Source organism: Nocardia sp. NPDC050630, assembly GCF_044457245.1.
In the GTDB taxonomy this organism is placed as follows: Bacteria; Actinomycetota; Actinomycetes; order Mycobacteriales; family Mycobacteriaceae; genus Nocardia.
The window spans coordinates 47,034-68,903 of sequence record NZ_JBITGN010000024.1 but is presented as its reverse complement, the minus strand read 5'-3'; the positions used below and the strand labels follow the sequence as shown (position 1 = coordinate 68,903).

The 21,870-nt window shown below is 66.8% G+C and carries 16 protein-coding genes; 4 read left to right on the top strand and 12 right to left on the bottom strand.

The annotated features are described in order from the left end of the window. Positions 1–440 precede the first annotated feature (440 nt). The 10 genes from obgE to ACIBG0_RS36550 all read right to left on the bottom strand — a co-directional run bounded on the left by obgE (position 441) and on the right by ACIBG0_RS36550 (position 14,626). Complete coding sequence (gene obgE / locus ACIBG0_RS36595; RefSeq protein ID WP_397039179.1) at positions 441–1,892, bottom strand: GTPase ObgE; 1,452 nt, start codon at positions 1,890–1,892, stop codon at positions 441–443. 120 nt (positions 1,893–2,012) lie between these two features. Continuing rightward, positions 2,013–2,279, bottom strand: a complete 267-nt coding sequence (gene rpmA, locus ACIBG0_RS36590) for a 50S ribosomal protein L27 (RefSeq protein ID WP_364501315.1) — start codon at positions 2,277–2,279, stop codon at positions 2,013–2,015. Between the two features lie 40 nt (positions 2,280–2,319). Further along, a complete protein-coding gene (rplU, locus tag ACIBG0_RS36585; RefSeq protein WP_040687720.1) occupies positions 2,320–2,631 on the bottom strand; it encodes a 50S ribosomal protein L21 in 312 nt (103 codons plus the stop codon). 301 nt (positions 2,632–2,932) lie between these two features. After that, positions 2,933–6,091 carry a translation initiation factor IF-2 N-terminal domain-containing protein gene (locus tag ACIBG0_RS36580; RefSeq protein ID WP_397039175.1) on the bottom strand — a complete coding sequence of 1,053 codons (3,159 nt, stop codon included), beginning with the start codon at positions 6,089–6,091 and terminating at the stop codon, positions 2,933–2,935. A gap of 483 nt (positions 6,092–6,574) precedes the next feature. Next, positions 6,575–6,991, bottom strand: a complete 417-nt coding sequence (ndk, locus tag ACIBG0_RS36575; protein WP_040687718.1) for a nucleoside-diphosphate kinase — start codon at positions 6,989–6,991, stop codon at positions 6,575–6,577. Positions 6,992–7,036: 45 nt separating this feature from the next. Next, complete coding sequence (locus ACIBG0_RS36570; protein WP_397039269.1) at positions 7,037–7,378, bottom strand: DUF4233 domain-containing protein; 342 nt, start codon at positions 7,376–7,378, stop codon at positions 7,037–7,039. Positions 7,379–7,626: 248 nt separating this feature from the next. Further along, on the bottom strand, positions 7,627–8,997 hold the full coding sequence (locus tag ACIBG0_RS36565; protein ID WP_397039266.1) for a bifunctional folylpolyglutamate synthase/dihydrofolate synthase: 1,371 nt from the start codon (positions 8,995–8,997) through the stop codon (positions 7,627–7,629). A gap of 86 nt (positions 8,998–9,083) precedes the next feature. Further along, a complete protein-coding gene (locus ACIBG0_RS36560; protein WP_397039172.1) occupies positions 9,084–11,762 on the bottom strand; it encodes a valine--tRNA ligase in 2,679 nt (892 codons plus the stop codon). 309 nt (positions 11,763–12,071) lie between these two features. Then, complete coding sequence (locus ACIBG0_RS36555; protein ID WP_397039170.1) at positions 12,072–13,052, bottom strand: YegS/Rv2252/BmrU family lipid kinase; 981 nt, start codon at positions 13,050–13,052, stop codon at positions 12,072–12,074. After that, on the bottom strand, positions 13,049–14,626 hold the full coding sequence (locus ACIBG0_RS36550) for an FAD-binding oxidoreductase (RefSeq protein ID WP_397039263.1): 1,578 nt from the start codon (positions 14,624–14,626) through the stop codon (positions 13,049–13,051). Before ACIBG0_RS36550 ends, ACIBG0_RS36555 begins: the two co-directional genes overlap by 4 nt. A gap of 182 nt (positions 14,627–14,808) precedes the next feature. Between ACIBG0_RS36550 and ACIBG0_RS36545 the strand changes: the two genes are divergently transcribed. Both ACIBG0_RS36545 and ACIBG0_RS36540 read left to right on the top strand, forming a co-directional pair. Beyond that, positions 14,809–15,396 carry a TetR/AcrR family transcriptional regulator gene (locus ACIBG0_RS36545; protein ID WP_397039168.1) on the top strand — a complete coding sequence of 196 codons (588 nt, stop codon included), beginning with the start codon at positions 14,809–14,811 and terminating at the stop codon, positions 15,394–15,396. A 58-nt stretch (positions 15,397–15,454) separates the two neighbouring features. Further along, positions 15,455–17,008: a glycerol-3-phosphate dehydrogenase/oxidase gene (locus tag ACIBG0_RS36540; RefSeq protein ID WP_397039165.1), complete on the top strand. Its 1,554-nt coding sequence runs from the start codon at positions 15,455–15,457 to the stop codon at positions 17,006–17,008. Position 17,009: 1 nt separating this feature from the next. On the opposite strand, the gene ACIBG0_RS36535 is transcribed toward ACIBG0_RS36540, so the two are convergent. Together ACIBG0_RS36535 and ACIBG0_RS36530 are read right to left on the bottom strand one after the other, a co-directional pair. Continuing rightward, a complete protein-coding gene (locus ACIBG0_RS36535; protein WP_397039163.1) occupies positions 17,010–17,552 on the bottom strand; it encodes a GNAT family N-acetyltransferase in 543 nt (180 codons plus the stop codon). 5 nt (positions 17,553–17,557) lie between these two features. After that, a complete protein-coding gene (locus ACIBG0_RS36530) occupies positions 17,558–18,229 on the bottom strand; it encodes a TetR/AcrR family transcriptional regulator (protein WP_397039160.1) in 672 nt (223 codons plus the stop codon). Between the two features lie 314 nt (positions 18,230–18,543). On the opposite strand from ACIBG0_RS36530, the gene ACIBG0_RS36525 reads away from it, so the two are divergent. Both ACIBG0_RS36525 and ACIBG0_RS36520 read left to right on the top strand, forming a co-directional pair. After that, positions 18,544–19,374 carry an SDR family oxidoreductase gene (locus tag ACIBG0_RS36525; RefSeq protein ID WP_397039158.1) on the top strand — a complete coding sequence of 277 codons (831 nt, stop codon included), beginning with the start codon at positions 18,544–18,546 and terminating at the stop codon, positions 19,372–19,374. Between the two features lie 509 nt (positions 19,375–19,883). After that, positions 19,884–21,776: an FHA domain-containing protein gene (locus tag ACIBG0_RS36520; RefSeq protein ID WP_397039155.1), complete on the top strand. Its 1,893-nt coding sequence runs from the start codon at positions 19,884–19,886 to the stop codon at positions 21,774–21,776. Positions 21,777–21,870 lie beyond the last annotated feature (94 nt).

Below are 21,870 nucleotides of genomic sequence, written 5' to 3'. Positions count from 1 at the left end.
AACCCATCGATTCGACCGCCCCCGCATTACCGGCCGCTCCAACCGCCTCCGCCGCACGAACCGACCGCAAAGCATCAGTTGACGCCGCCCAATCAGCCGCCGCGCCGCCAACCGACCGCAAAGCATCAGTCGACGCCGCCGAATCAGCCGACACCGCACCAGCTAATCGCACAACACCAGCGGAAGCCGCACCAACCCACCGCACCAGAGCCGCCAACCGTCGCGCACCAGTCGACCGCACCGCACCAGCCGATTCAGCCGAACTCGTCGTACCTGCCAGCCCAACCGAACCCGCCGCGACTGTCGGGCGCAGCATTGCACGCCGAACACACTGGCCGCCAACAAATTCCGATGCTCGCCCAACGGTCGAACCGAACCGCAGCGCTCGCCGAAACGCCGTGCCAGATCCCGGCGCACACCACAGGCCCACGGCGTCCACGTTATTCCTCGTCGTCCTTGACCAGTCCGCGGCGCACCCGGGAGGCATGTTTGCGTTCGGCGGCGCTGATCCGGTCGTTCTGCTCCAAGCGGATATCGGTGCCGCGGCCAGTGGGCACCATATCGATACCCGCGGAGATCTGTGGCTCCCATTCGAAGGTGACATCGCCGATGGTGACCGGCGCACCGGGTTCGGCGCCCTGCTTCACCAGCTCCTCTTCGACGCCGAGGCGTGCCAGACGGTCGGCGAGGTAACCGACGGCCTCGTCGTTGTCGAACTGGGTCTGGCGCACCCAGCGCTCCGGCTGCGGCCCGCGCACGATGAAGCCGCCGGGCTCCTCGGGATCGGCGATCACGCTGAAGCCGGTCTCGTTCACCGCGATCGGGCGGATTACCGGACGCTTCGGGGCGGCCTTCGGATGCGCGGTCCGGTACTGCTCGACCATCTCGGCGAGCGCAAAGGTCAAGGGACGCAGGCCCGCTCGACTCACTGCCGAAATCTCGAAGACCGGCCAGCCACGGGCGGTGAATTCGGGCGTGACCATCTCCGCCAACTCGGCGGCATCGGGCACATCGACCTTGTTCAGGATCACCACGCGCGGCCGATCGGCCAGATCACCGAGCCCGGTATCGGCATCCAGAGCCGGTTTGTAGGCGGCGAGTTCGGCCTCGAGCGCGTCGACATCGGAGACCGGATCGCGTCCGGGCTCCAACGTCGCGCAGTCCACAACATGCGCGAGCACCGCGCAGCGCTCCAGATGCCGCAGGAAATCCAGCCCGAGCCCACGCCCGTCGCTCGCACCGGGAATCAGACCGGGCACATCCGCGATGGTGAAGGTTGTGTCACCGCTGGAGACCACACCGAGATTGGGCACCAGCGTGGTGAACGGGTAGTCAGCGATCTTCGGCTTCGCAGCCGAAAGCACAGACACCAGCGAAGACTTACCGGCCGACGGGAATCCGACCAGGCCCACATCGGCGACGGACTTCAGCTCGAGGACGAGATCGCCCTCCTCACCGTCCTCGCCGAGCAGCGCGAAACCGGGCGCCTTGCGCGCCTTGGAGGCCAGCGCGGCATTGCCGAGTCCGCCGCGGCCGCCACGGGCCACGATGAACTTATTGCCCGAACCGACCAAATCGACGACTACCTTGCCGTCGTCGAGCACCACGGTGCCGTCGGGCACCTTAAGCACCAGATCGGTGCCCTGCTTACCGTCGCGGTTACTGCCCTCACCTGGCTTGCCGTTGCTCGCCTTGGCGTGCGGATGGAAATGGAAGTCCAGCAGGGTGTGCACATTCGGGTCGACCTCGAGGATCACATCCCCGCCGCGCCCGCCATTGCCGCCGTCCGGTCCGCCGAGCGGCATGAACTTCTCGCGGCGCACGGAGGCGCAGCCGTGACCACCCTTGCCCGCACGCACGTGCAATACGACACGGTCGATGAATTTGGACATGTCCGAATCATCCTCCTCGGTGGTCAGAGTTGTGGGAACGCGATCTTTCGAGAACGCGAAAAGCGGGCCAGGGAATGCACCCTGACCCGCTCAGCTTCTCCGGAATGGCTAAAGAGGCGGTCAGGCCTCGGCCGGCTCCGGAACCACGATGTTGACGGTCTTGCGGCCACGCTTGGTGCCGAACTCGACCTTGCCCGCCGCCAAGGCGAACAAGGTGTCGTCGCCGCCACGGCCGACGAGCACACCCGGGTGGAAGTGCGTGCCACGCTGGCGAACCAGGATCTCGCCCGCCGACACGGCCTGGCCGCCGAAACGCTTGACGCCGAGTCGCTGGGCGTTCGAGTCGCGCCCGTTGCGGGAGCTGGATGCACCCTTCTTATGTGCCATTTCTGAACTCCTGTGAAGTAATTCGAGAAAGCGCGGAGGCTTACTTGATGCCGGTGACCTTGAGGACCGTCAGCGGCTGGCGATGACCCTGACGCTTGTGGTAGCCGGTCTTGTTCTTGAACTTGTGGATGCGGATCTTCGGGCCCTTGGTGTGCTCGACGACCTCAGCGGCCACCGAAACCTTGGCCAGCTTGTCCGCATCGGTGGTCAGCTCGGCGCCATTCACCACGAGGACCGGGGCCAGCGCCACGGACGAACCCGGCGCACCCTCGATCTTCTCGACCTTCACCAGGTCACCGACCGCGACCTTGTACTGCTTTCCGCCGGTCTTGACGATCGCGTACGTTGCCATCGGTCGGCTGCCCTTCTTCCTGTAATGCGCGCGGCTAGTGCTCGCGCGGCTGCGTGCTCCCGCCCGGATGACTCCGGCTGGAAACCACAGCACTCTGGTCTGGTAGTCACCGCCGCCTCAGCAACCTGATGGCTCTCGGCTTCGAGCCGAGTCACGAATACAGCGCGGATAAGCGCTGTCGCCGGGCAGCGACTGTCCAAGATTACAGGACGGGTACCACCCCGACCAAACCGGTGCCCGGGTAAGACAGGACCCCCGTCGCGGAATGCGGCGGGGGTCCCAGGTTTTCGGATCGTGGCAGTTAGTTCGCGTCGTCCACCGGCGGTCCGGCCGGACGACCGACGGCCCGGCGGCGTGGCTTGCGCGTCGGCACCACGACCGGCACATCCGCGGTGTAGTCGACAACGGGCTCCGCGGCCCCCTGATCCGCCGTCGGCAGCACGAACACCGCACCGGTGCTATCGGCCGCCGGTGCGGCAGCCGAACGCGCGACGCGACGTCTGCGGCCGGTCGTACGGGATGCGGATGCGGGCACACCGTTGGCCGATGCCGCAACCGGCTCTGCCGCAGGCTCAGCGGGTTCATCCGCCACGGGCGTCGAAACCCCGGCCCCGACCGGCGCAACGACAGATACGGGCTCGACAGCCTCGTCGCCCACCCCCGCGGCTTCCCCGGATGGGGGCTCGACGGCCTCTTCGGCCACCTCTGCCACGTCCTCGGTTTCGGCTTCCGCGACTTCCTCGGCTACCGCCTCCGCGACTTCCTCGGCGACCGCGGCAACGGAATCGGAAACTACGACCTCATCGCTTGCGGCGACAACGTCCTCGACATCCTCCGCGTGCGCCGGCTCCTCCGACTGATGCGCCGCCATCGCCAACGCGACCGGATGCGCCCGCTTGACCGCGATCTCCGCCTCGTCTTCGACGACATGCGCGGTGCCATTGCTCGCCGCGGCAGGCGCACTCGCCGCCGCACCCTTGTCCCGGCCACGGCGCCGCCGCGACCCGGTCTCGCGAGCACCGCGCGCACTGTCCTCGGCGCCGGTGAGCTCCACCGGGTAGGTGTGCACGAGGATGCCCCGACCGTGGCAATGCTCACAGGTCGACGAGAACGCCTCGACCAGGCCGGTGCCCAGCTTCTTGCGGGTCATCTGCACCAGGCCGAGCGAGGTCACCTCGGAGACCTGGTGGCGGGTGCGGTCGCGGCCCAATGCCTCGGTCAGCCTGCGCAACACCAGATCCCGGTTCGACTCCAGCACCATATCGATGAAGTCGACGACGATCATGCCGCCGATATCGCGCAGCCGCATCTGGCGCACGATCTCCTCGGCCGCCTCCAGGTTGTTCCTGGTGACCGTCTCTTCCAGATTGCTGCCGCCCGCACCGGTGAATTTGCCGGTATTGACGTCGATGACGGTCATCGCCTCGGTCCGGTCGATCACCAGGGTGCCGCCCGAGGGCAGCCACACCTTGCGATCGAGCGCCTTGGCGAGCTGCTCATCGATCCGGTAGGTCTCGAAGACGTCGGCACCGTTGTTTTCGTGCCGGGAGACCCGGGCGAGCATGTCCGGCGCGACCGTGCGGATGTAGTTCTCGACGGTGCTCCAGGACCGCTCACCCTCGATGACCAGCTTGGAGAAGTCCTCGTTGAACAGGTCGCGGATGACCTTGACCAACAGGTCCGGCTCTTCGTACAGCGTCTTGGGCGAGCCGTTGTCCTTGACCTCGGCGGCCTTCTCGATGGTGCGCCAGGTCGCCTGCAACCGCTCCACATCGCGCGCCAATTCGGTCTCGCTGACCCCCTCGGACGCGGTGCGGATGATCACTCCGGCGTCGGCGGGCACGATATCGCGCAGGATCTCCTTGAGCCGCTTGCGCTCGGTATCGGGCAACTTGCGGCTGATACCGGTGGACGAACCGCCCGGCACGTAGACCAGGAAGCGGCCGGCCAGGCTGATCTGGGTGGTCAGCCGGGCGCCCTTGTGCCCGACCGGATCCTTGGAGACCTGCACCAGCACCTGATCGCCAGGCTTGAGCGCCTGCTCGATCTTGCGCTCCTTACCGCCGAGACCGGCGGCCTCCCAGTTCACCTCACCGGCATAGAGCACACCGTTGCGGCCCCGGCCGATATCGACGAAGGCCGCCTCCATCGAGGGCAGCACATTCTGCACCTTGCCGAGGTAGACATTGCCGACCATCGACGCCGAGCCGGTATTGGTGACGAAGTGCTCGACCAGGATGTTGTCCTCGAGCACCGCGACCTGGGTCGCGGTCGGGTGCTCCGAGAAGGTCTTCTCGCGTACGACCATGACCCGGTCCACCGCCTCGCGGCGGGCCAGGAATTCAGACTCGGTCAGGATCGGCGGACGACGGCGACCGGCCTCGCGACCGTCACGCCGACGCTGCCGCTTGGCCTCGAGCCGGGTGGAGCCGGTGATGCCCTGCACCTCGTCGACGGTGGCGCGGCTGCGGCTCTTATTGCGCGGCTCACGCTCGTGCACGACGGTATTCGGCGGATCGTCCTCGGAGACGCTCTCGCTATCGGCGCCTTCGCCGGCCACCTTGCGGCGACGACGGCGACGGCGACGGCGGCTCGAACCCTCCGGCACATCGGATTCGTCGTCCTCGGTTTCGGTGTCGTCGCCGGCGTCGGCTTCGGCCTCGCTCTTGACGGCGGCCTGCTCGTCCTCGGCGCTCTCGTCGGTGGCTTCGGTGTCCTCACCATCGGCGTCGGCGTCGGCGTGCTGCTCGCCTCGGCCCCGACCCCGACCGCGACGGCCACGCCGACGACGACGCGGCTGATCCGCCTCGCCCTGCTGTTCGGTCGACTCGTCCTCGGTGGTTTCGGTCTCTTCCTCGACGGTTTCGACCGCGGTCTCCTCGACGCGACGGCTTTCGCGCTCGGCCCGGCGCCGCCGACGCGCTTCCTCGGCGGCCGCGGCGTCCGGCGATAGGAACAGCGGCGCGGCGACCGAGGCCGCGGCCTCGAAGACGACCGGGGTCGCGACATGCGGCTCCGGCGGAACCGAATGGGTGAACAGCTGCACCGATGGCTGATGCGCCGCAGGCTGCTCTCCCGATGGCAGCGATCCGGACTGATCTATCGCCTGGTCCGGTCTGGAGAAGATGAGGCCCGGCTCGGGCGCGGCAGCAACCGCCTCGGGCCCCGGCGCCGGCTCGGCTGCCACCGGCTCGGGCTCGGCCGCAGTCGGTTCCTGCTCGGCGGCCTCGGGCTCGACGGCCCCGGGTTCCACCGTGCCGAGCGCGTCGCGGACAGATTCCGCTACCGCTCGGTCGACATTCGATTGCGCACTACGTGCGTCGGCACCCAACTCGGCGAGCTTGGCCAGGATGCGTTTGCTGGTCACTCCCAGCCGCTTGGCAAGCGCGTGAACTCGGATTCGCTCCGGCAATTGTTCGGCATCCTGTGATGTTGTTGTCAGCGGCTCTTGATCGGCCACGAAGTCTCCTCGGGTCCCCGGGCGCGTCCCTCCTGGCAGGAGTGACGCGGCCGACGCGGGGGCACTGTCCGTTCACCTCACGCGGTTGGCGCAAGGTCAAGTGGTCTCGCCCCGCATGCCCGGTTAACACCATTTTATTCGTCGTCGGGCTAACTGGTCACGCGGCGCCTGGCTGTTGGCTGAACTCCACGGCGCGAGCGCTCATCCAGCGTGCCGACGCGAACCTCCGGCCCAGCAACGGGCCAGCTGTTCGTAGCAGCGATGATCGGCATCGAACCGCAGTGTCATCCGGTTACCGTCCGGCACCGATCGTCCGCGTACCTGCGCGAACAGTCGGCATCGTCAGCAACCACAGCCAGTATCCCACACAGTGCGGCGACGCCTCGCCATCGCCGCACGACTTCGCCTCGCTGCCGCTCGGCCAAGTCCCGCCGCGACGCCGGCTGTGCTGTCTGTTCCGCAGCTCACGCCTCAGGCCCAATATCAGGCCGGGAACTCGGGAAACCAGAGCGCGATTTCCCGCTTGGCCGATTCGGGCGAATCGGAGCCGTGCACCAGGTTCTCCTGGGTCTCCAGTGCGAAGTCTCCGCGAATGCTGCCGGGGACGGCCTTCTCGACCGGGTCGGTGCCGCCGGCGATCTGTCGGAAGGCCGCAATGGCGCGCGGACCCTCCAGAATGGCCGCGACGACCGGGCCGGAGGTGATGAACTCGATCAAGGACCCGAAGAACGGCTTCTCGGCGTGTTCGGCGTAGTGCCCGCGCGCCAACTCGTCGGATACCTGCTTCAGCTCCAGGGCCGCGATCTTCAGGCCCTTGCGCTCGATCCGGGCCAGCACCTCACCGACGAGGCCACGGGCCACACCGTCCGGCTTGATGAGTACCAACGTCTGCTCAGTCACGGCGCTCAGCCTAATAGGCGATACCCCGGGTTACCGAACCGACGGCTAGGAAGAGCCCTGGATGCGTTGACTCGGCAGCAGGCCGAGTTCCATTCGGCGCTTGACGTCGGCGCGCAGCACCAGGATGAAGCCCCAGACGACGGCGAAGAAGACGCCCATCACGCCGATGGACAAGTGCACGAAGACGCCGAGGATCAGCAGCACCTGCAACCCCAGGTTGAACGGGATGGCCCATGGTCGGCGTTGCAGTCCGGCGCCGAGGATCATCACCAGCGCGAGGACGACCAGGTAGCTGCCGGAGAACCAGCCGATACCGCCGCCGACCGACCCGACCACGGGCAGTGCGAGCAGCACCGTGATCGCCTCGAGGATCAGCGTGCCCGCCATGACACCGCGCAGCCCCTTCCACGGGTCGGTGGCAGGTGGGGGGACCTGCGGCTCGCCGTCGGCCCGCTCGGGCTCGGCGGCGTCGCCGGTTGACTCGGTCACGCTGTCTCCTTCTCGGCATCCGTGGGTCCCATATGCCTACGCATGCTGCCGCGCCCGGACCGCACGGCTCGTGCCTGCGCCTCGCTGGCGCTCGGCTCCGGCATACGCCGATGCGCACTGGCACATGATTCGCGCACTGCTTTCGCTCATGCCGGGTCCTTCCCGAACAGGGCGCGCGCCGCGCCCGCGGTGACCACCGATCCGGTCACCACCACGCCAGCACCGGAAACCATCTCGCCCGCATCGCCGACCTCCTCGGCAATGGCAATGGCCGTTTCCAACGCATCGGGCAGGGTCTCGGCGATGACCACGCGTTCGTCGCCGAAACGCTGCACCGCGAGATTGGCGAGGCGTTCGACATCCATGGCGCGCGGCGAACCATTGGTGGTGACCACGATCTCGTCGAATACCGACTCCAGCGCGTCCAGTATGCCCGCCACGTCCTTATCACCGAGCACTGCGACGACACCGACCAGCTTGCGGAAGTCGAATTCGGCGGTCAGCGTCGCGGCCAACGCCCGCGCGCCCGCCGGATTGTGCGCGGCATCGATGAAGATGGTCGGGGCATTGCGCATCCGCTCCATCCGCCCCGGGCTGGTGACACTCGCAAAACCGGCGCGCACCGCTTCGATATCGAGCTGCCGATCCGCTCCGGCACCGAAGAACGCCTCGACCGCGGCCAGTGCGAGCACCGCATTGTGGGCCTGGTGCTCACCGTGCAGTGGCAGGAAGATTTCGTCGTAAATCCCACCGAGGCCCTGCAATTCGAGCTGCTGGCCGCCGACCGCTATCTGGCGGGCCACCACCCGGAACTCCGAGCCCTCGCGCGCCACCGCGGCATCGACCTCGACAGCCCTGCGCAGCAGCACATCCATCGCCTCGGGTTCCTGCTCGGCGATGATGGCGACGGTATCGCGCGGCACCAGGCTGTCCGGGGCGCGTTTGATGATCCCGGCCTTCTCCCCCGCGATGGATGCGAGATCGTCGCCGAGAAAATCGGTGTGGTCCAGACCGATCGGGGTGATCACCGCGACCTGTCCGTCGATGACATTGGTCGCGTCCCAGCGCCCGCCCATACCGGTCTCGACCACCGCGACATCCACCGGCGCCTCCGAGAAGGCGGCGTAGGCCATGCCGGTGAGGACCTCGAACTTGCTCATGGCCGGACCGTCGGCGGCCGCGGACTGCTTATCGATCATCTCGATATAGGGCAGCAGTTCGCGGTAGGTCTCCACGTACCTGGCCGGGGTGATCGGCATGTTGTCGATGCTGATCCGCTCGGTTGCCAGCTGCAGATGCGGGCTGGTGATCCGGCCGGTGCGCCGATGCAGCGCGGTGAGCAGCGCATCGATCATCCGAGTCACCGAGGTCTTGCCATTGGTGCCCGCGATGTGGATGGCCGGGTAGCTCTGCTGGGGTGAGCCCAGCAGATCCATCAGCGTCGCGATACGGGACAACGACGGCTCGATCTTGGTCTCCGGCCAGCGCCGGTCCAATTCCGCCTCGACCAATGCCATTTCGGCCAGGTCCACCGGGGACGGGCCGGAGCCGAGCCGCCGCTTCGGCTCCTCGTCGTCGGCGTACTGCGGTTCCGGTTCGGCGTTCACTTGCCGCTCAGTTCCGCGAGCCGGGCGCCGATGCGCGCGACCTCGGCCTCGGCGACATCGCGACGTCCCTTGATCTTGTCGACCACCTGGTCCGGCGCCTTCGCCAGGAAGGCCTCATTACCGAGTTTGGCTGTGGTGGTCGCCAATTCCTTCTCCGCGGCGGCGAGGTCCTTTTCCAGGCGACGGCGTTCGGCATCCAGGTCAACCGCGCCGGAGGTGTCGAGTTCGACCGTCACCGTTGACCCGCTCAGGCGCACCTCGACCGATGCGGTCGCGGCGAATTCGGCGCCGGGCTCGGTGAGCCGGGCCAGGTTGGTCACCGAATCGTGCAGTTCGGTGAGGCCGGCGGTGTCCAGCCCGATCAGCTTGGCCGCCACCTTCTGCTTATCGGCCAGCCCCTGATCACTACGGAAGCGGCGGATCTCGGTGATCAGGCGCTGCGCGTCCGAAATACGTTGTGCGGCGGTCACATCGGTGGCCACACCGGTGGCCTGCGGCCAAGTGGCGATGACGACTGATTCGCGGCCGGTCAATGCCCGCCACAGCGATTCGGTGACGAACGGGATGACCGGATGCAGCAGCCGAAGCACCGCATCGAGCACATTGCCGAGCACGATGCTGGTCGACTCGGCGCGCGAACCACCGGCGGCGAACTGCACCTTGGACAGTTCCAGATACCAGTCGCACAGCTCGTCCCAGGCGAAGTGGTACAGCGCCTCGCACGCCTTGCCGAATTCGTAGGCGTCGAAGGCCGAATCCACCTCGGCGCGAACCTGTTCGAGCCGATCGATGATCCAGCGGTCGGCGTCGGTGAGTTCGGCGCGATCGGGCAGCGTGCCCGGCTGCGCACCGTTCATGAGTGCGAACTTGGTGGCGTTGAACAGCTTCGTCACGAAGCTGCGCGAGGCGAGGGCATGCGATTCGCCGACCGACAGGTCACCTCCTGGCTGCGCACCGCGCGCCAGGGTGAAGCGCAGCGCGTCCGCGCCGTAGGAGTTGATCCAGTCCAGCGGGTCGATACCGTTGCCGCGCGATTTGGACATCTTCTTGCCGTACTGATCGCGAATCAGGCCGTGCAGGAACACATCCTTGAACGGCACCTGCCTCGCACCGCCCTTGCCCGCGGTGAGCACGTGGTCGTCGGAGACGAAGGTGCCGAACATCATCATCCGGGCCACCCAGAAGAACAGGATGTCGTAACCGGTGACGAGCACGCTTGTCGGATAGAACTTCTGGAGCTCCTCGGTGGAATCCGGCCAGCCCATGGTGGAGAAGGGCCACAGCCCGGAGGAGAACCAGGTGTCGAGCACATCCGGATCCTGCACCCAGCCCTCGGGGGCGGTCTCATCCGGACCGACGCAGACCACCTCGCCCTCGGGGCCGTACCAGATCGGGATGCGGTGACCCCACCAGAGCTGGCGCGAGATGCACCAGTCGTGCATATTGTCGACCCATTCGAACCAGCGCGGTTCCTGGCTGGTCGGGTGAATCACGGTGTCGCCGTTGCGGACCGCGTCACCGGCGGCCTTGGCCAGCGATTCCACCTTGACCCACCACTGCATCGAAAGCCGCGGTTCGATCGCCTCGCCGCTGCGCTCGGAATGTCCGACGCTGTGCAGATACGGCCGCTTCTCGGCGGCGATCCGGCCCTCGGCGGCGAGCCGCTCGCGCACCTTGACCCGCGCCTCGAACCGGTCCATACCGTCGAATTCGGTTCCGGTGCCGGTAATCCGGGCGCGCTCGTCCATGATGTTCGGCATGGGCAGGTTGTGCCGCAGGCCCATCTCGAAGTCGTTGGGGTCGTGTGCGGGCGTGATCTTCACTGCGCCGGTACCGAATTCTGGATCGACGTAGTCGTCGGCGATGATCGGAATCCGGCGTCCGGTGATCGGATGCTCGAGGGTGCTACCGATCAGATCCTGGTAGCGCGGATCCTCCGGATGCACCGCGACCGCGGTATCGCCGAGCATGGTCTCCACCCGGGTGGTGGCCACGATCACATGCGGCTCATCGTCATTGAGCGAGCCGTAGCGCAGCGAAATCAGCTCGCCCTCGACATCCTCGAATTTGACCTCGATATCGGAGATGGCGGTGCGCAACTCCGGCGACCAGTTGACCAGGCGCTCGGCCCGGTAGATCAGGCCCGCGTCGTATAGGCGCTTGAAGATGGTCTGCACGGCCCGCGAGAGCCCGTCGTCCATGGTGAAGCGGTCGCGGCTCCAGTCCACGCCGTCGCCGAGCGCACGCATCTGCCACTGGATCTGTCCGCCGGATTCGCGCTTCCAGTCCCAGACCTTGTCGATGAACAGTTCGCGGCCGAAGTCTTCCTTGGTCTTGCCGTCGACCGCGAGTTGCTTCTCCACGATGGTCTGGGTGGCGATGCCCGCGTGGTCCATGCCCGGCAGCCACAGCACCTCATAACCCTGCATCCGCTTGCGGCGCGAGAGGGTGTCCATCAGGGTGTGGTCGAGCGCGTGGCCCATATGCAGGCTGCCGGTGACGTTCGGCGGGGGCAGCACGATCGAGTAACCGGGCTTGTCGCTGGCGGGATCGGCGGCGAAGTAACCAGCCGCTACCCAGCGCTCGTACATCTCAGCCTCCACCTGGCTGGGAACCCAGCTCTTGGGGAGGGCATCGGCACGATTACGCGGGTTGTCAGGGGTTGCGCTGGTCACCCCGGCATTCTAGTGGTGGTGCCCGCTGAGCTCCTAAAAGGGCTAGCGCAGAGAAAAGGCGGGGTCTTCGGTGGATGAGGGACACCGAAGACTCCGCCCACACGTGGAGCTTACCGGCGAAACGGGCCCGAACTCGGAATCCACAACCAATTCTCAGCTTCTTGACGGGTTCATTACGCGGTTTCCGCGACGGCACCTTTTCCGGCCCTGACGGCGCGTCTGCCACCCAGGCAGCCGAGACTCGGAATCAGGGTTTCCCGGTTGTCTTATCGGGTCGGCTGGGAAGCTCGACTGAACCATCATCACCACCTACGCCGGGTCGGTTTCGCGGCTCGAGGGGACCAGCACGGTGAGCGCGCCGGGGACCGCGCGGAGGCTGACAGGGAGAGTGCCCGCAGGTTCGCCGTCGGCGGTAGCGGGAGCGCCCGGAGCAGTGAGGGTCACCTGGGCGACGCGATACTGCTTGGATTTCGGGTGATCGATTCGTCTACCCGCCGACAGAGCGGGCAGCAGGCGCAGCATATCCAGGCGCGAAACCGCACCCACAACGGTCAGGTCCAGTAGCCCATCGTCCATTACCGCGTCCGGGCAGACTCGCATGCCGCCGCCATAGGTGCGGGTATTGCCGACGGCCACCATGACGGCGTCGGTCTCGATGACAGTGTCGGCATCGGGATTGTCGAGGGCACCGGGCACGATACCGGACAGCTCGATCCGGTACGGCACGGTGAAGCGGCCGGAGATCTCGGTCAGGGCCGCGAAGGTGTAGCGCAGTGGACCCTTGGGCCAGCGCATGTCATTGGCGCGCAAGGTGACTCGTGCATCGAATCCGGTACCGGTCACGGTGGCGAACCACTTGGGTGTGAATCCGGGCGACGGCGATTCGATGCGACCGAGGTCGATGGCGCGGGTACGCCCGTCGAGGATCAGGTCCGCTGCCGCCACGGGATCGTCGGTGGGCACGCCGATTTCACGCGCGAGATCGTTGCCGGTGCCCGCGGGGATCAGGCCGAGCGGCACACCGGTCTGCGCGATGGCTTCCAGCACGATATTCATCAATCCGTCGCCACCGATGCAGACCACCGCGTCCGGCTTGGTACTGCCGGTGATCGAATCGCGCACCTGACGTACGGATTCGGCGGCCGATGGTGCGCGCACCTCGGTGACTTCGACGCCCTGCGCGGCGAAACGCGCCAGCGCGGCCGCGGCCAACTCGTGACCTCTGCCGACACCGGACTGCGGGTTGGTCACCACGGTGAGCGCCCGCACCGGACGCGAATTCTGTATCACGGGACGAGCTTTCCGGGGTTGAGGATGCCAGCGGGGTCCAATTCCCGCTTCACCGCCCGCAGTACCCGCACGCCCAGATCACCGATCTCCTCCGGAATCCAGGGGCGATGGTCGGTGCCGACCGCATGATGGTGGGTGATGGTGCCGCCCGCGGCAACGATCGCATCACCGACGGCACGTTTCGCGATATGCCACTGGGCGATCGGATCGTCCAACTGCTTGGCGATCACGGTGAAGTACAGCGAGGCTCCGGTCGGATAGGTGTGCGAAATATGGCACATGACCAGCGGCGGGGTGCCCTGCCGTTCGAGTGAATCCGTCAGTGCCGCGGTCACCTTCGCCTTGACCACGGCCAGATTCGACCAGGTGGTCGCGGTTTCGAGGGTTTCGCAGAGCACACCGAGATCGAGCAGTGCATCGCGCATATAGGGTGCGGCGAAACGCCCGCGCTCCCATTCCTGGGCCGGGGTCTGTCCCAGCGCGGTCCCGCCCGCCGCCGCGAGCAATGCGCCCGCCTCGGCGCTGCGGGCCGCGACGTGCGCCCGAGTGCCTTCGAAGGTGGTGATGGCCAGACAACCGGCCACTGCCTCGCCGCCGATATCGGCCGAGCGCGCCAGGTTCACGCCGGATTCGACTTCGTCGGACAACCGCAGCACCGTAGGTGCGGCACCCGCCTGCACTACCGAACGCAATGCGGCAGCGCCGGTTTCGAAATCCGGAAAGGACCACGCCTGGTAGCCGATGGTTTCGGGTACCGGATGCACTCGCAACGTGACCTCGGTGATCACGCCGAGTGTGCCCTCCGACCCGACGAACAGTTCACGCAGGTCCGGCCCCGCGGCGGAGGCGGGCGCGCGGCCGAGCTCGATGGTGCCGCTGGGTGTCGCGATCTTGAGATGCTGGACCATGTCGTCGAAGCGGCCGTAGCCCGCCGACGCCTGCCCCGAGGACCGGGTGGCTGCGAATCCGCCGATGCTGGCGAATTCGAAGCTCTGCGGCACGTGGCCGAGCGAAAGTCCATGTGCCGCAAGGAGTTCCTCGGCCTTGGGACCGGTGAGTCCCGCGCCGAGCGTGGCGGTGCCGCTGATCGGGTCGATTTCCGAAATACCGTCCAGACGGCGCAGATCCAGCGCGATGACGGTATCGAACCGACCGCGGACCGGATCGACGCCACCCACCACGCTGGTACCGCCACCGAAGGGCACGACCGCGATGGCATTGTCGGCGCAATAGCCGAGCACCGCGAGCACCTGCTCATGATCGGCGGGGAAGACGACGGCATCGGGGGTGTCCTGCGGACCATCGGTACGGCGGCGCAGCAGGTCGGGGGTGCTCTTACCGCCCGCGTGCAGCAGACGATCGTGGTGGTCGACCGAAATGCTGCCCACGCCGACCACCGCGACCAACCCGTCCCGTTGAGTCGGCGTCAGCGTCGACTCGCGTAGCGGCACATCGCCCTCATCGCGGCGCGCCACCGGGTCACCGGACACTCCGAACACCTGCGTCAACAGGTTCCGAATCGAAGCCGAGAGCGGCTTGTGTCCGGCGGGGATGCCCCAGGCGTCCCAAACCATACCCGCCGCATTCGGAGGCTCGCCCGGGTTTGCGCGCGCACCGGTCTCGGACAGTCCGATTTCGCCGGTGTGCTGTTGCGTCTCGACCATACGTTACAGTTTGACATAGACTGTCAAGCAGTAACGACCAGACATCCGTTTTCCGGCACTTCGGTGCCGCCGACATACGGTGGTGATACCCGATGACCTCCGCCCCCGATGACGCGCCCGCGGCTACCGACCTCGCGATCCTCGATGCGGCCAGGGCCTGCGTGGAGGAGTTCGGGGTGCGCCGCACCACACTCACCGAAGTCGCCCGCCGCGCCGGTGTCAGCAGACCCACCGTCTACCGACGCTGGCCCGATACCGGATCGTTGGTGGCCGAACTGCTGGTGCGCGAACTGCGCGCGATCGTCGCCGATTCCATGCCCGCGTCAGGCGATGCGCGCACCCGGCTGGTCGAGGGCGTGGTCGCGGGTGCGGCGACGGTTCGTTCGAATCCGTTGTTCGGCAAGATCTTTCGCACAGATACCGATCTGATGCTCACCTATGTCTTCGGCCGCCTCGGGCGCAACCAGCGCGCGCTGATCGAGCTGTTCACTGCGAGCATCCGAGAAGGCCACCGGGACGGCACGATTCGCCCAGGCGAGCCGGAGCAAATGGCGACCATGCTGCTGCTCATCGCGCAGTCGGCGGTGCAGTCGGCCGGTACGGTCGCGCCGTTGCTGGGCGGGGCGGCGCTGGATACCGAGTTGGCCCGCGCGATCGACGGTTACCTGTCTCCCGTCTAGAAGCGAAGCCCGAATGCCTCAGCACCGGCGATTCGTCCGGCACCGAAAAAGGATTGTAATGACTGCGAATTCGGCTGAATCCAACGGCAATTCCGCGCTGAACGCCGGACGCCGAAACCGTGAACTGCAACTGCTCGGCGACGGCGCCGACATCGACGTGTTGGTGATCGGCGGCGGCGTGACCGGCGCCGGTGCCGCGCTCGATGCCGCCACGCGCGGGCTGCGAACCGTATTGGTGGAGCGTCACGATCTGGCATTCGGCACAAGCCGCTGGAGTTCGAAACTGGTCCACGGCGGTCTGCGATATCTGGCCAGCGGGCAGGTCGGCATCGCCCACGAAAGCGCGGTCGAGCGTGGGATTCTGATCACCATTACCGCACCGCATCTTGTTCGCCCCCTGCCGCAGCTGGTACCGCTGCTCCCGGAAATCGGTATCACGCAACGGAGTTTGATCCGTGCGGGATTCGTTGCCGGAGACGTTCTGCGCCGCAGTGCGGGCACTTCTCCTGCGACACTGCCACGTTCACGTCGGGTCGCAGCCGCCGAGGCGCTGCGGTTGGCGCCGACCGTGCGTCGCGATGGATTGCGCGGTGGCCTGCAGGCCTGGGACGGACAGCTGGTGGACGATGCACGCCTGGTAGTCGCGCTGGCGCGCACGGCCGCCGCCCAAGGTGCAACGATCCTCACTCGCGTGGAAGCCCTTGATGTGACCGGTGATTCGGCCACCCTGCGCGACACCCTGACCGGCGAAACCATGACCGTCCGGACCCGCACGGTCATCAATGCCACCGGCGTCTGGGCCGATCAGGTCGACTCGAGCATCGAACTGCGTCCGAGCCGCGGCACCCATCTCGTTTTCGATGCCGCATCATTCGGCGGACTGACCGCTTCGCTGACCGTCCCCGTACCCGGCAGCACCAGCCGGTTCGTCTTCGCCTTCCCAGCCGCGCACGGCCGGGTGTATCTCGGTCTCACCGATGAGGACGCTCCCGGCCCGGTTCCCGACGAACCGAAACCCACCGAAGCCGAAATCGATTTTCTGCTCGACACCATCAACACCGCACTCCGAGAGCCACTGACCCGCAACGATATTCGCGGCAGCTACGCCGGACTGCGTCCGCTGCTGAGGACCGCGGACAACAGCACAGCGGATATCTCCCGTCAGCACGCGGTGTTGCGTTCCCCCACCGGCGTTACCACCGTTGTCGGGGGCAAACTCACCACCTACCGCCAGATGGCCGAGGACGCCGTCGATGCCGCGATCGCGCACGGCGACCTCACCGCTGGGCCGTGTCGAACCAAGCGACTTCCGTTGGTTGGCGCGGTCTCCGGTGCCGCTCGCGATCACATCAACGCCCCGACCGTAATGATCGAGCGCTACGGCAGCGAATCCGCGGCCGTACTCGGACCGGCTGACCGGAACTCTGCGCTTGCCGAACCGGTTGCGCCCGGAATCGACGTCACCGCAGCCGAATTCGCCTTCGCGATCACCCACGAAGGCGCCCTCGACACCGATGACCTGCTTGACCGCCGCACCCGGATCGGTCTCGTCCCCGAGGACCGCGCGGCGGCCATGCCCGCGGCGGAGGCCGCCTTCGCGCGGCAGCATTAGCTCAGTCCAGTTGCCAGGTGTCGAGTTCGGCGCGCATGGCGGCGCGCGGCCAGAGGTCGAGGCCGTGCGCGGCCTCGGCTGCCCGGATTTCGCGTAGTTCCGCCGTCTCCTCGGCTGGGGTCAGAAAGCGGAAACCGAGGCGTTCGTAGTACGGGCCGTTCCAGGCCACATCGATGAAGGTGGTCAGCGTGATCGCCTGCATCCCCTGGGCTTTCGCCCAGCGCACGGCATGGTCGATGAGTCGTTTGCCGATCCGCTTGCCCGCATGATCCGGATCCACCGAGACCTGGTCGATATGGGCGTTACCGTCGACGATCCCCAGGACCAGATAGCCGATCGGGCGGCCCGCTTCATCGGGAAAGATCCAGGCGCGGCCCGCCCGCTGGAATTCCCGGAGTGAATCCAGTGACGGCGGATCGTCATCGGCAACGGCCATCATGCCGATTTCGGCGAATGGTTTGCCCGCCACGCGTTCGATATCTTGCAGTATCGGCAGGTCGTCCTCGACCGCCGGTCGAATCATCCGCATGGATGATTCTCCCACGGCACTCATTCGACCGGGGTCGCCAGGATGCCGTTGACCAGCGCACGCAGCGCCCAGCGCGACCGATCGTCGCCGCCACCCGCCAGCATCTGTTCGCGCATCGCCACCAGCGTCGGATATCGGTCGGCCGGTAGTTCGGCGAAGTGCCGGGCGACCTCGGCGAGATAGTCCTGCTCGTTGGTGTCCTTGGTGTTGTACGCGCTCTGTTCCACGGCCTGCGCGGATATGTGCAGGTAGATCAGGTCGACGGCCCAGGAGTTGGTCTGCGGGTCCACGCCGCCCTCGGCGAGCAAGGCAAGTAGCCGCTCCACGATCAGCAGGGCGTTCGGGCTCGTCGGTATCGAACCGAGCGCGACCAGTGCGAGTCCCTCGTGTTTAGACATCGCGTCAACGGTCGTCTCGACCAGCGTCGCCAAGCGCTCGCGCCAGGTGCCGCCCGTCGGCTCGGGCACCGTGCCCAACACTTGGTCGAGCATCGCGGCCATCAGGTCATCACGGTTTGCGACGTAGACATAGAGCGAGGCCGCGCCGGTATCGAGGTCCTGCGCGACGCGGCGCATGGTGAGGGCGGCCAAGCCATCGCGATCGAGGATGCGCAGGCCGGTTTCGATGATGACCTCACGGCTCAGGGGTGCCTTCGCAGGACGGGCCCGGCGGCTGATGGGTGCGGCGCTCATATTCCGGAGCATACGCCCCAACGAACATTGTTTGACACGAACACCGTTCGTTAGCTAGTTTTCTCGAGCAAACAGAATTCGTAACGATCAATGTTCGCTTGTCCGCAGCAGACCGCCACGTCCAGCTACCGAAGTCGAGTGCCGGACGGAGACGCTATCGGCCGTGATTCCGGCCCTCGGCCTGGCCGGAGGATGCGGACCGATTTGGTCAACTTCCGGCGAAACCGACCTATGTGGCCTCGAAGTGCGGTCGCTGCCGTGCCGTGACCAAGCCGACCAGCAGCACTGAACCATCTTCAACCCGAGGAATTCTCATGATTCTCATTACCGGAGGCCGCGGCGCGGTCGCCACCAATCTCTCGTCCCTGCTTCGCGCCGACGGCTATGCCGTCCGCATCGGCTCCCAACGCCCCGAGCAGCTTCCCACCGGAGTACCCGCCGTCGCATGCGACCTGCGGGATCCAGCCACCTTCGCAGCCGCACTCGACGGCGTCACCTCGGTATTCCTGTACGCCGAGCCCGAGTGCAGCACCGAATTCGTTTCCGCCGCAACCAAAGCCGGAGTCGATCACATCGTATTGCTGTCCTCGTCCGCAGTGCTCGACCCGGCTGCGGTCACCAATCCAGTCGCCAAGTCCCACCTCGACGCCGAGCTCGGACTCGCCGACGCACCGATGACCGTCTCCGTGCTGCGTCCCGGTGCCTTCGCGAGCAATGCCCGCGGCTGGTCGTTCGCGATCAAAGCCGACCGCCCGGTCAGCCTCCCCTATCCCAACGCCTACACCGATCCGATCCACGAACGCGACGTCGCCGAGTGCGCCCATGCGCTGCTCACGAAACCGGACCATCGCGGTGGTGTCTACACCCTCACCGGTCCACAGACCTTGACGTTCACCGCGCAGATCGAGCTGGTCACCGAGGTCATCGGCCGCACCGCGACCATTGCCCACGTAACCCCGGACGCATGGAAACAGGAGATGGCCGAATTCATCCCCGCCCGCTACGCCGACGGACTGCTCGATTACTGGCGCCGCTGCGACGGCGTTCCCACCCCGATCACCGATACAGTTACCACTCTCACGTCCCATCCTGCCCGAGCCTTCACTACCTGGCTCGAAGACCATGCACCCGAGTTCAGCGCCTGACACCTGCCGTTTTAGCGCCTGACACTTGCCAAGTCCAGCGCCTGACACCCGCCAAGTCCAGCGCCTCACACCCGCCAAGTCCAGCGCCTCACACCCGCCAAGTCCAGCGCCTCACACCCGCCAAGTCCAGCGCCTCACACCTACCAAGTCCAGCGCCTCACACCTACCAAGTCCAGCGCCTCACACCTACCAAGTCCAGCGCCTCACACCTACCAAGTCCAGCGCCTCACACCTACCGAGTTCAGCGCCTCACACCTACCGGGGCTCATCGCGCACCGACCCGGCAGTATGAATCACTCCGTACCGCCAGTTGTTCGCGCGGTTTGCCGAATCGCCGAAGACCGCATTTGCGGGTGCGAGTCTTCGGTATCCAGTGGTGCACGACACCTTGTCGATCAATTCCGGTAAGAATCACTGCGTGTGCGCGCTCGCGGTTCGTCTACGGCCGGTTTCGGGTGCTCGGCACGCTCTATGCTGGACGCCGGTGGTGGTCCGGGAAGGAGGCGCGAGTGCGGAATGACGCGTCGACGGTGGGGATTGCGCCCGGCGATGGTCTGGTCGCGCGCTTCGGTGCGGTTGTCGTCTATCTCGCGGGCGAGACCCCTTCCACGGACCGGATACTCGGTGCGATCGAGGCTGTCGCGGATGCGCGCCATCCGGGTGCGGCGATCGCGCAGCGGCTGGCCGCAGTGGTTTTCGGCGGCAACTCCGAGCCGCCACCGTTCGGAGTTATCGCGCCGACTGGTGATGGCACCGTCATTCTGCTGCGCGGACAGGTCAGCGCGGAGATCCAAGGCGCGGAAGGAACCCGGCGCCTGTCCGGAGCTCGCGCGTTCACCTGGGTAGACGAAATCGTGCGAGAACCGGTGCGCCGGATCACGGTCGGCGCGGACATCGCCTTCCCGATCCGCGAACTCCCACGCACCGACCTGCGTGCTGGAATCGTCCCCGGCAGCGGATTCGTCCTGCGCATAGCCGCCCGTCGCTCCGGAAAAACCGCAACCACCCGCGCCCGCACCGCCAGCACCCCCACCCCCTCCGCCGAACCCCCGCCCACCGCTCCAGCCGGATTCGAACCCCTCCGCGAGCCGTCCGCCGAATCCGCGACCGGACCACACGTCGGCACGCCCCGCCCCGCCAGATCGGTTCAACCCCACACCGCCGAGTCAGCCCGCTCTACCAAATCAATGAGACGCGCAACTGCCGGGTCCATCGCGAAGGGACAGCAACCAGACTCCGCGGCGGAAACAGACACCGCCACCACTGATCAGCCCTCTGGATCGGCACCGGCCGCGGGCGGCATCCAAAGCGCGGGTGTCACACGCGCCGCAGGATCTGCCCGCCCGACCGGATCTCTGCGAGAACCTTCTGCGCGCTCGATCGAACCCAACGGAGAAGGGCGCTCTGCAGGACCCACCGGATCACCGCACCCTGGCCGGACCGCACAGCAAACCACTGCCGACTACGACGAACCAACCGAAAAGGCAAGACCCACCGGATCGACGTCCCCTGGCCGGACCGCGCAGCAATCCACCGCCGACTACGACGAACCAACCGAAAAGGCAAGACGCACTGGATCAACGCACCATGGACGGTCGGCACAGCAATCCACTGCCACGTCCACCGCACACGGCGAGCCAACCGGAACGGCGGGACCTGCTGGCTCCCCGCACTCTGGCCGGTCGCCGAAGGGATCGGCGGAGCGCGCTCCAGGATTCGGCAAGTCGGCCGATAAGGTCGGACCCACAACGTCCGCTGCTCGACGCGGCGCAGCATCATCGGTGGCACGGCCGACTGGTTCGGCGACCGGCGGATCCGGGCAGGCAGATACACCAGAGGAAATCGGCACCCAAGCCATGTCCGCCCGCGAACGGGAGGAGGCCGCTGGAACGCGGGCCGGATTCGCGGCGCGGCCGGAACCGATTGCCTTGCACAAGATTCCGGCGTTACAGGGAATGCGACCGCGGCCCCTGCGTCCGGTAGGCGGCGCGAACAATCAGGAGAACCCCGCGGCGGAACAGCCCGTCGGCGCGCTGGTACTCGCGGATGGCTCCGCGTTTCCGCTGGACCGACCGTACGTCGTCGGCCGCAGCCCGATGATCGACGAGACGGTGCGTGCCGCCACTGCCACACCACTCGCGGTCCCGCGCGATCGCCACGTCTCGCGGGTGCATGCCTACGTCTCAGTCGACCGCGGCAAGGTCTACGTCCGCGACGCCGCAACCCCCGCAGGCACTTTCATCGCCGCTCCCGGCGCCGACGAATGGACCCGCATCGGCACCACCCCCACCGAACTACACCCCGGCTGGAGCCTGCGCATAGGCCAACGCATCCTCACCTACCGCACCGAGGCCCACCCGCAGCACCCAACCGAAGCCACCAGCAAACGCGGCCGCTCCTGAGCAGCGCGCCCGACTGGTCGTCGTCTGCGCCCCGGTTCCGTCGTGCGTCCCGGTACCGTCACGGGTTCCGCCACCGTCCGAGTTGTCATCCGGT

What these genes read in the sequence shown, in the direction of transcription:
- ACIBG0_RS36570 (WP_397039269.1), bottom strand. Translation starts at nt 7,378, where the DNA reads ATGGCGGGCACGCTGATCCTCGAGGCGATCACGGTGCTGCTCGCACTG.
- obgE (WP_397039179.1), bottom strand. Translation starts at nt 1,892, where the DNA reads ATGTCCAAATTCATCGACCGTGTCGTATTGCACGTGCGTGCGGGCAAG.
- ACIBG0_RS36550 (WP_397039263.1), bottom strand. Translation starts at nt 14,626, where the DNA reads ATGGTTTGGGACGCCTGGGGCATCCCCGCCGGACACAAGCCGCTCTCG.
- ACIBG0_RS36540 (WP_397039165.1), top strand. Translation starts at nt 15,455, where the DNA reads ATGACTGCGAATTCGGCTGAATCCAACGGCAATTCCGCGCTGAACGCC.
- rplU (WP_040687720.1), bottom strand. Translation starts at nt 2,631, where the DNA reads ATGGCAACGTACGCGATCGTCAAGACCGGCGGAAAGCAGTACAAGGTC.
- ACIBG0_RS36530 (WP_397039160.1), bottom strand. Translation starts at nt 18,229, where the DNA reads ATGAGCGCCGCACCCATCAGCCGCCGGGCCCGTCCTGCGAAGGCACCC.
- rpmA (WP_364501315.1), bottom strand. Translation starts at nt 2,279, where the DNA reads ATGGCACATAAGAAGGGTGCATCCAGCTCCCGCAACGGGCGCGACTCG.
- ACIBG0_RS36565 (WP_397039266.1), bottom strand. Translation starts at nt 8,997, where the DNA reads ATGGCATTGGTCGAGGCGGAATTGGACCGGCGCTGGCCGGAGACCAAG.
- ACIBG0_RS36545 (WP_397039168.1), top strand. Translation starts at nt 14,809, where the DNA reads ATGACCTCCGCCCCCGATGACGCGCCCGCGGCTACCGACCTCGCGATC.
- ACIBG0_RS36525 (WP_397039158.1), top strand. Translation starts at nt 18,544, where the DNA reads ATGATTCTCATTACCGGAGGCCGCGGCGCGGTCGCCACCAATCTCTCG.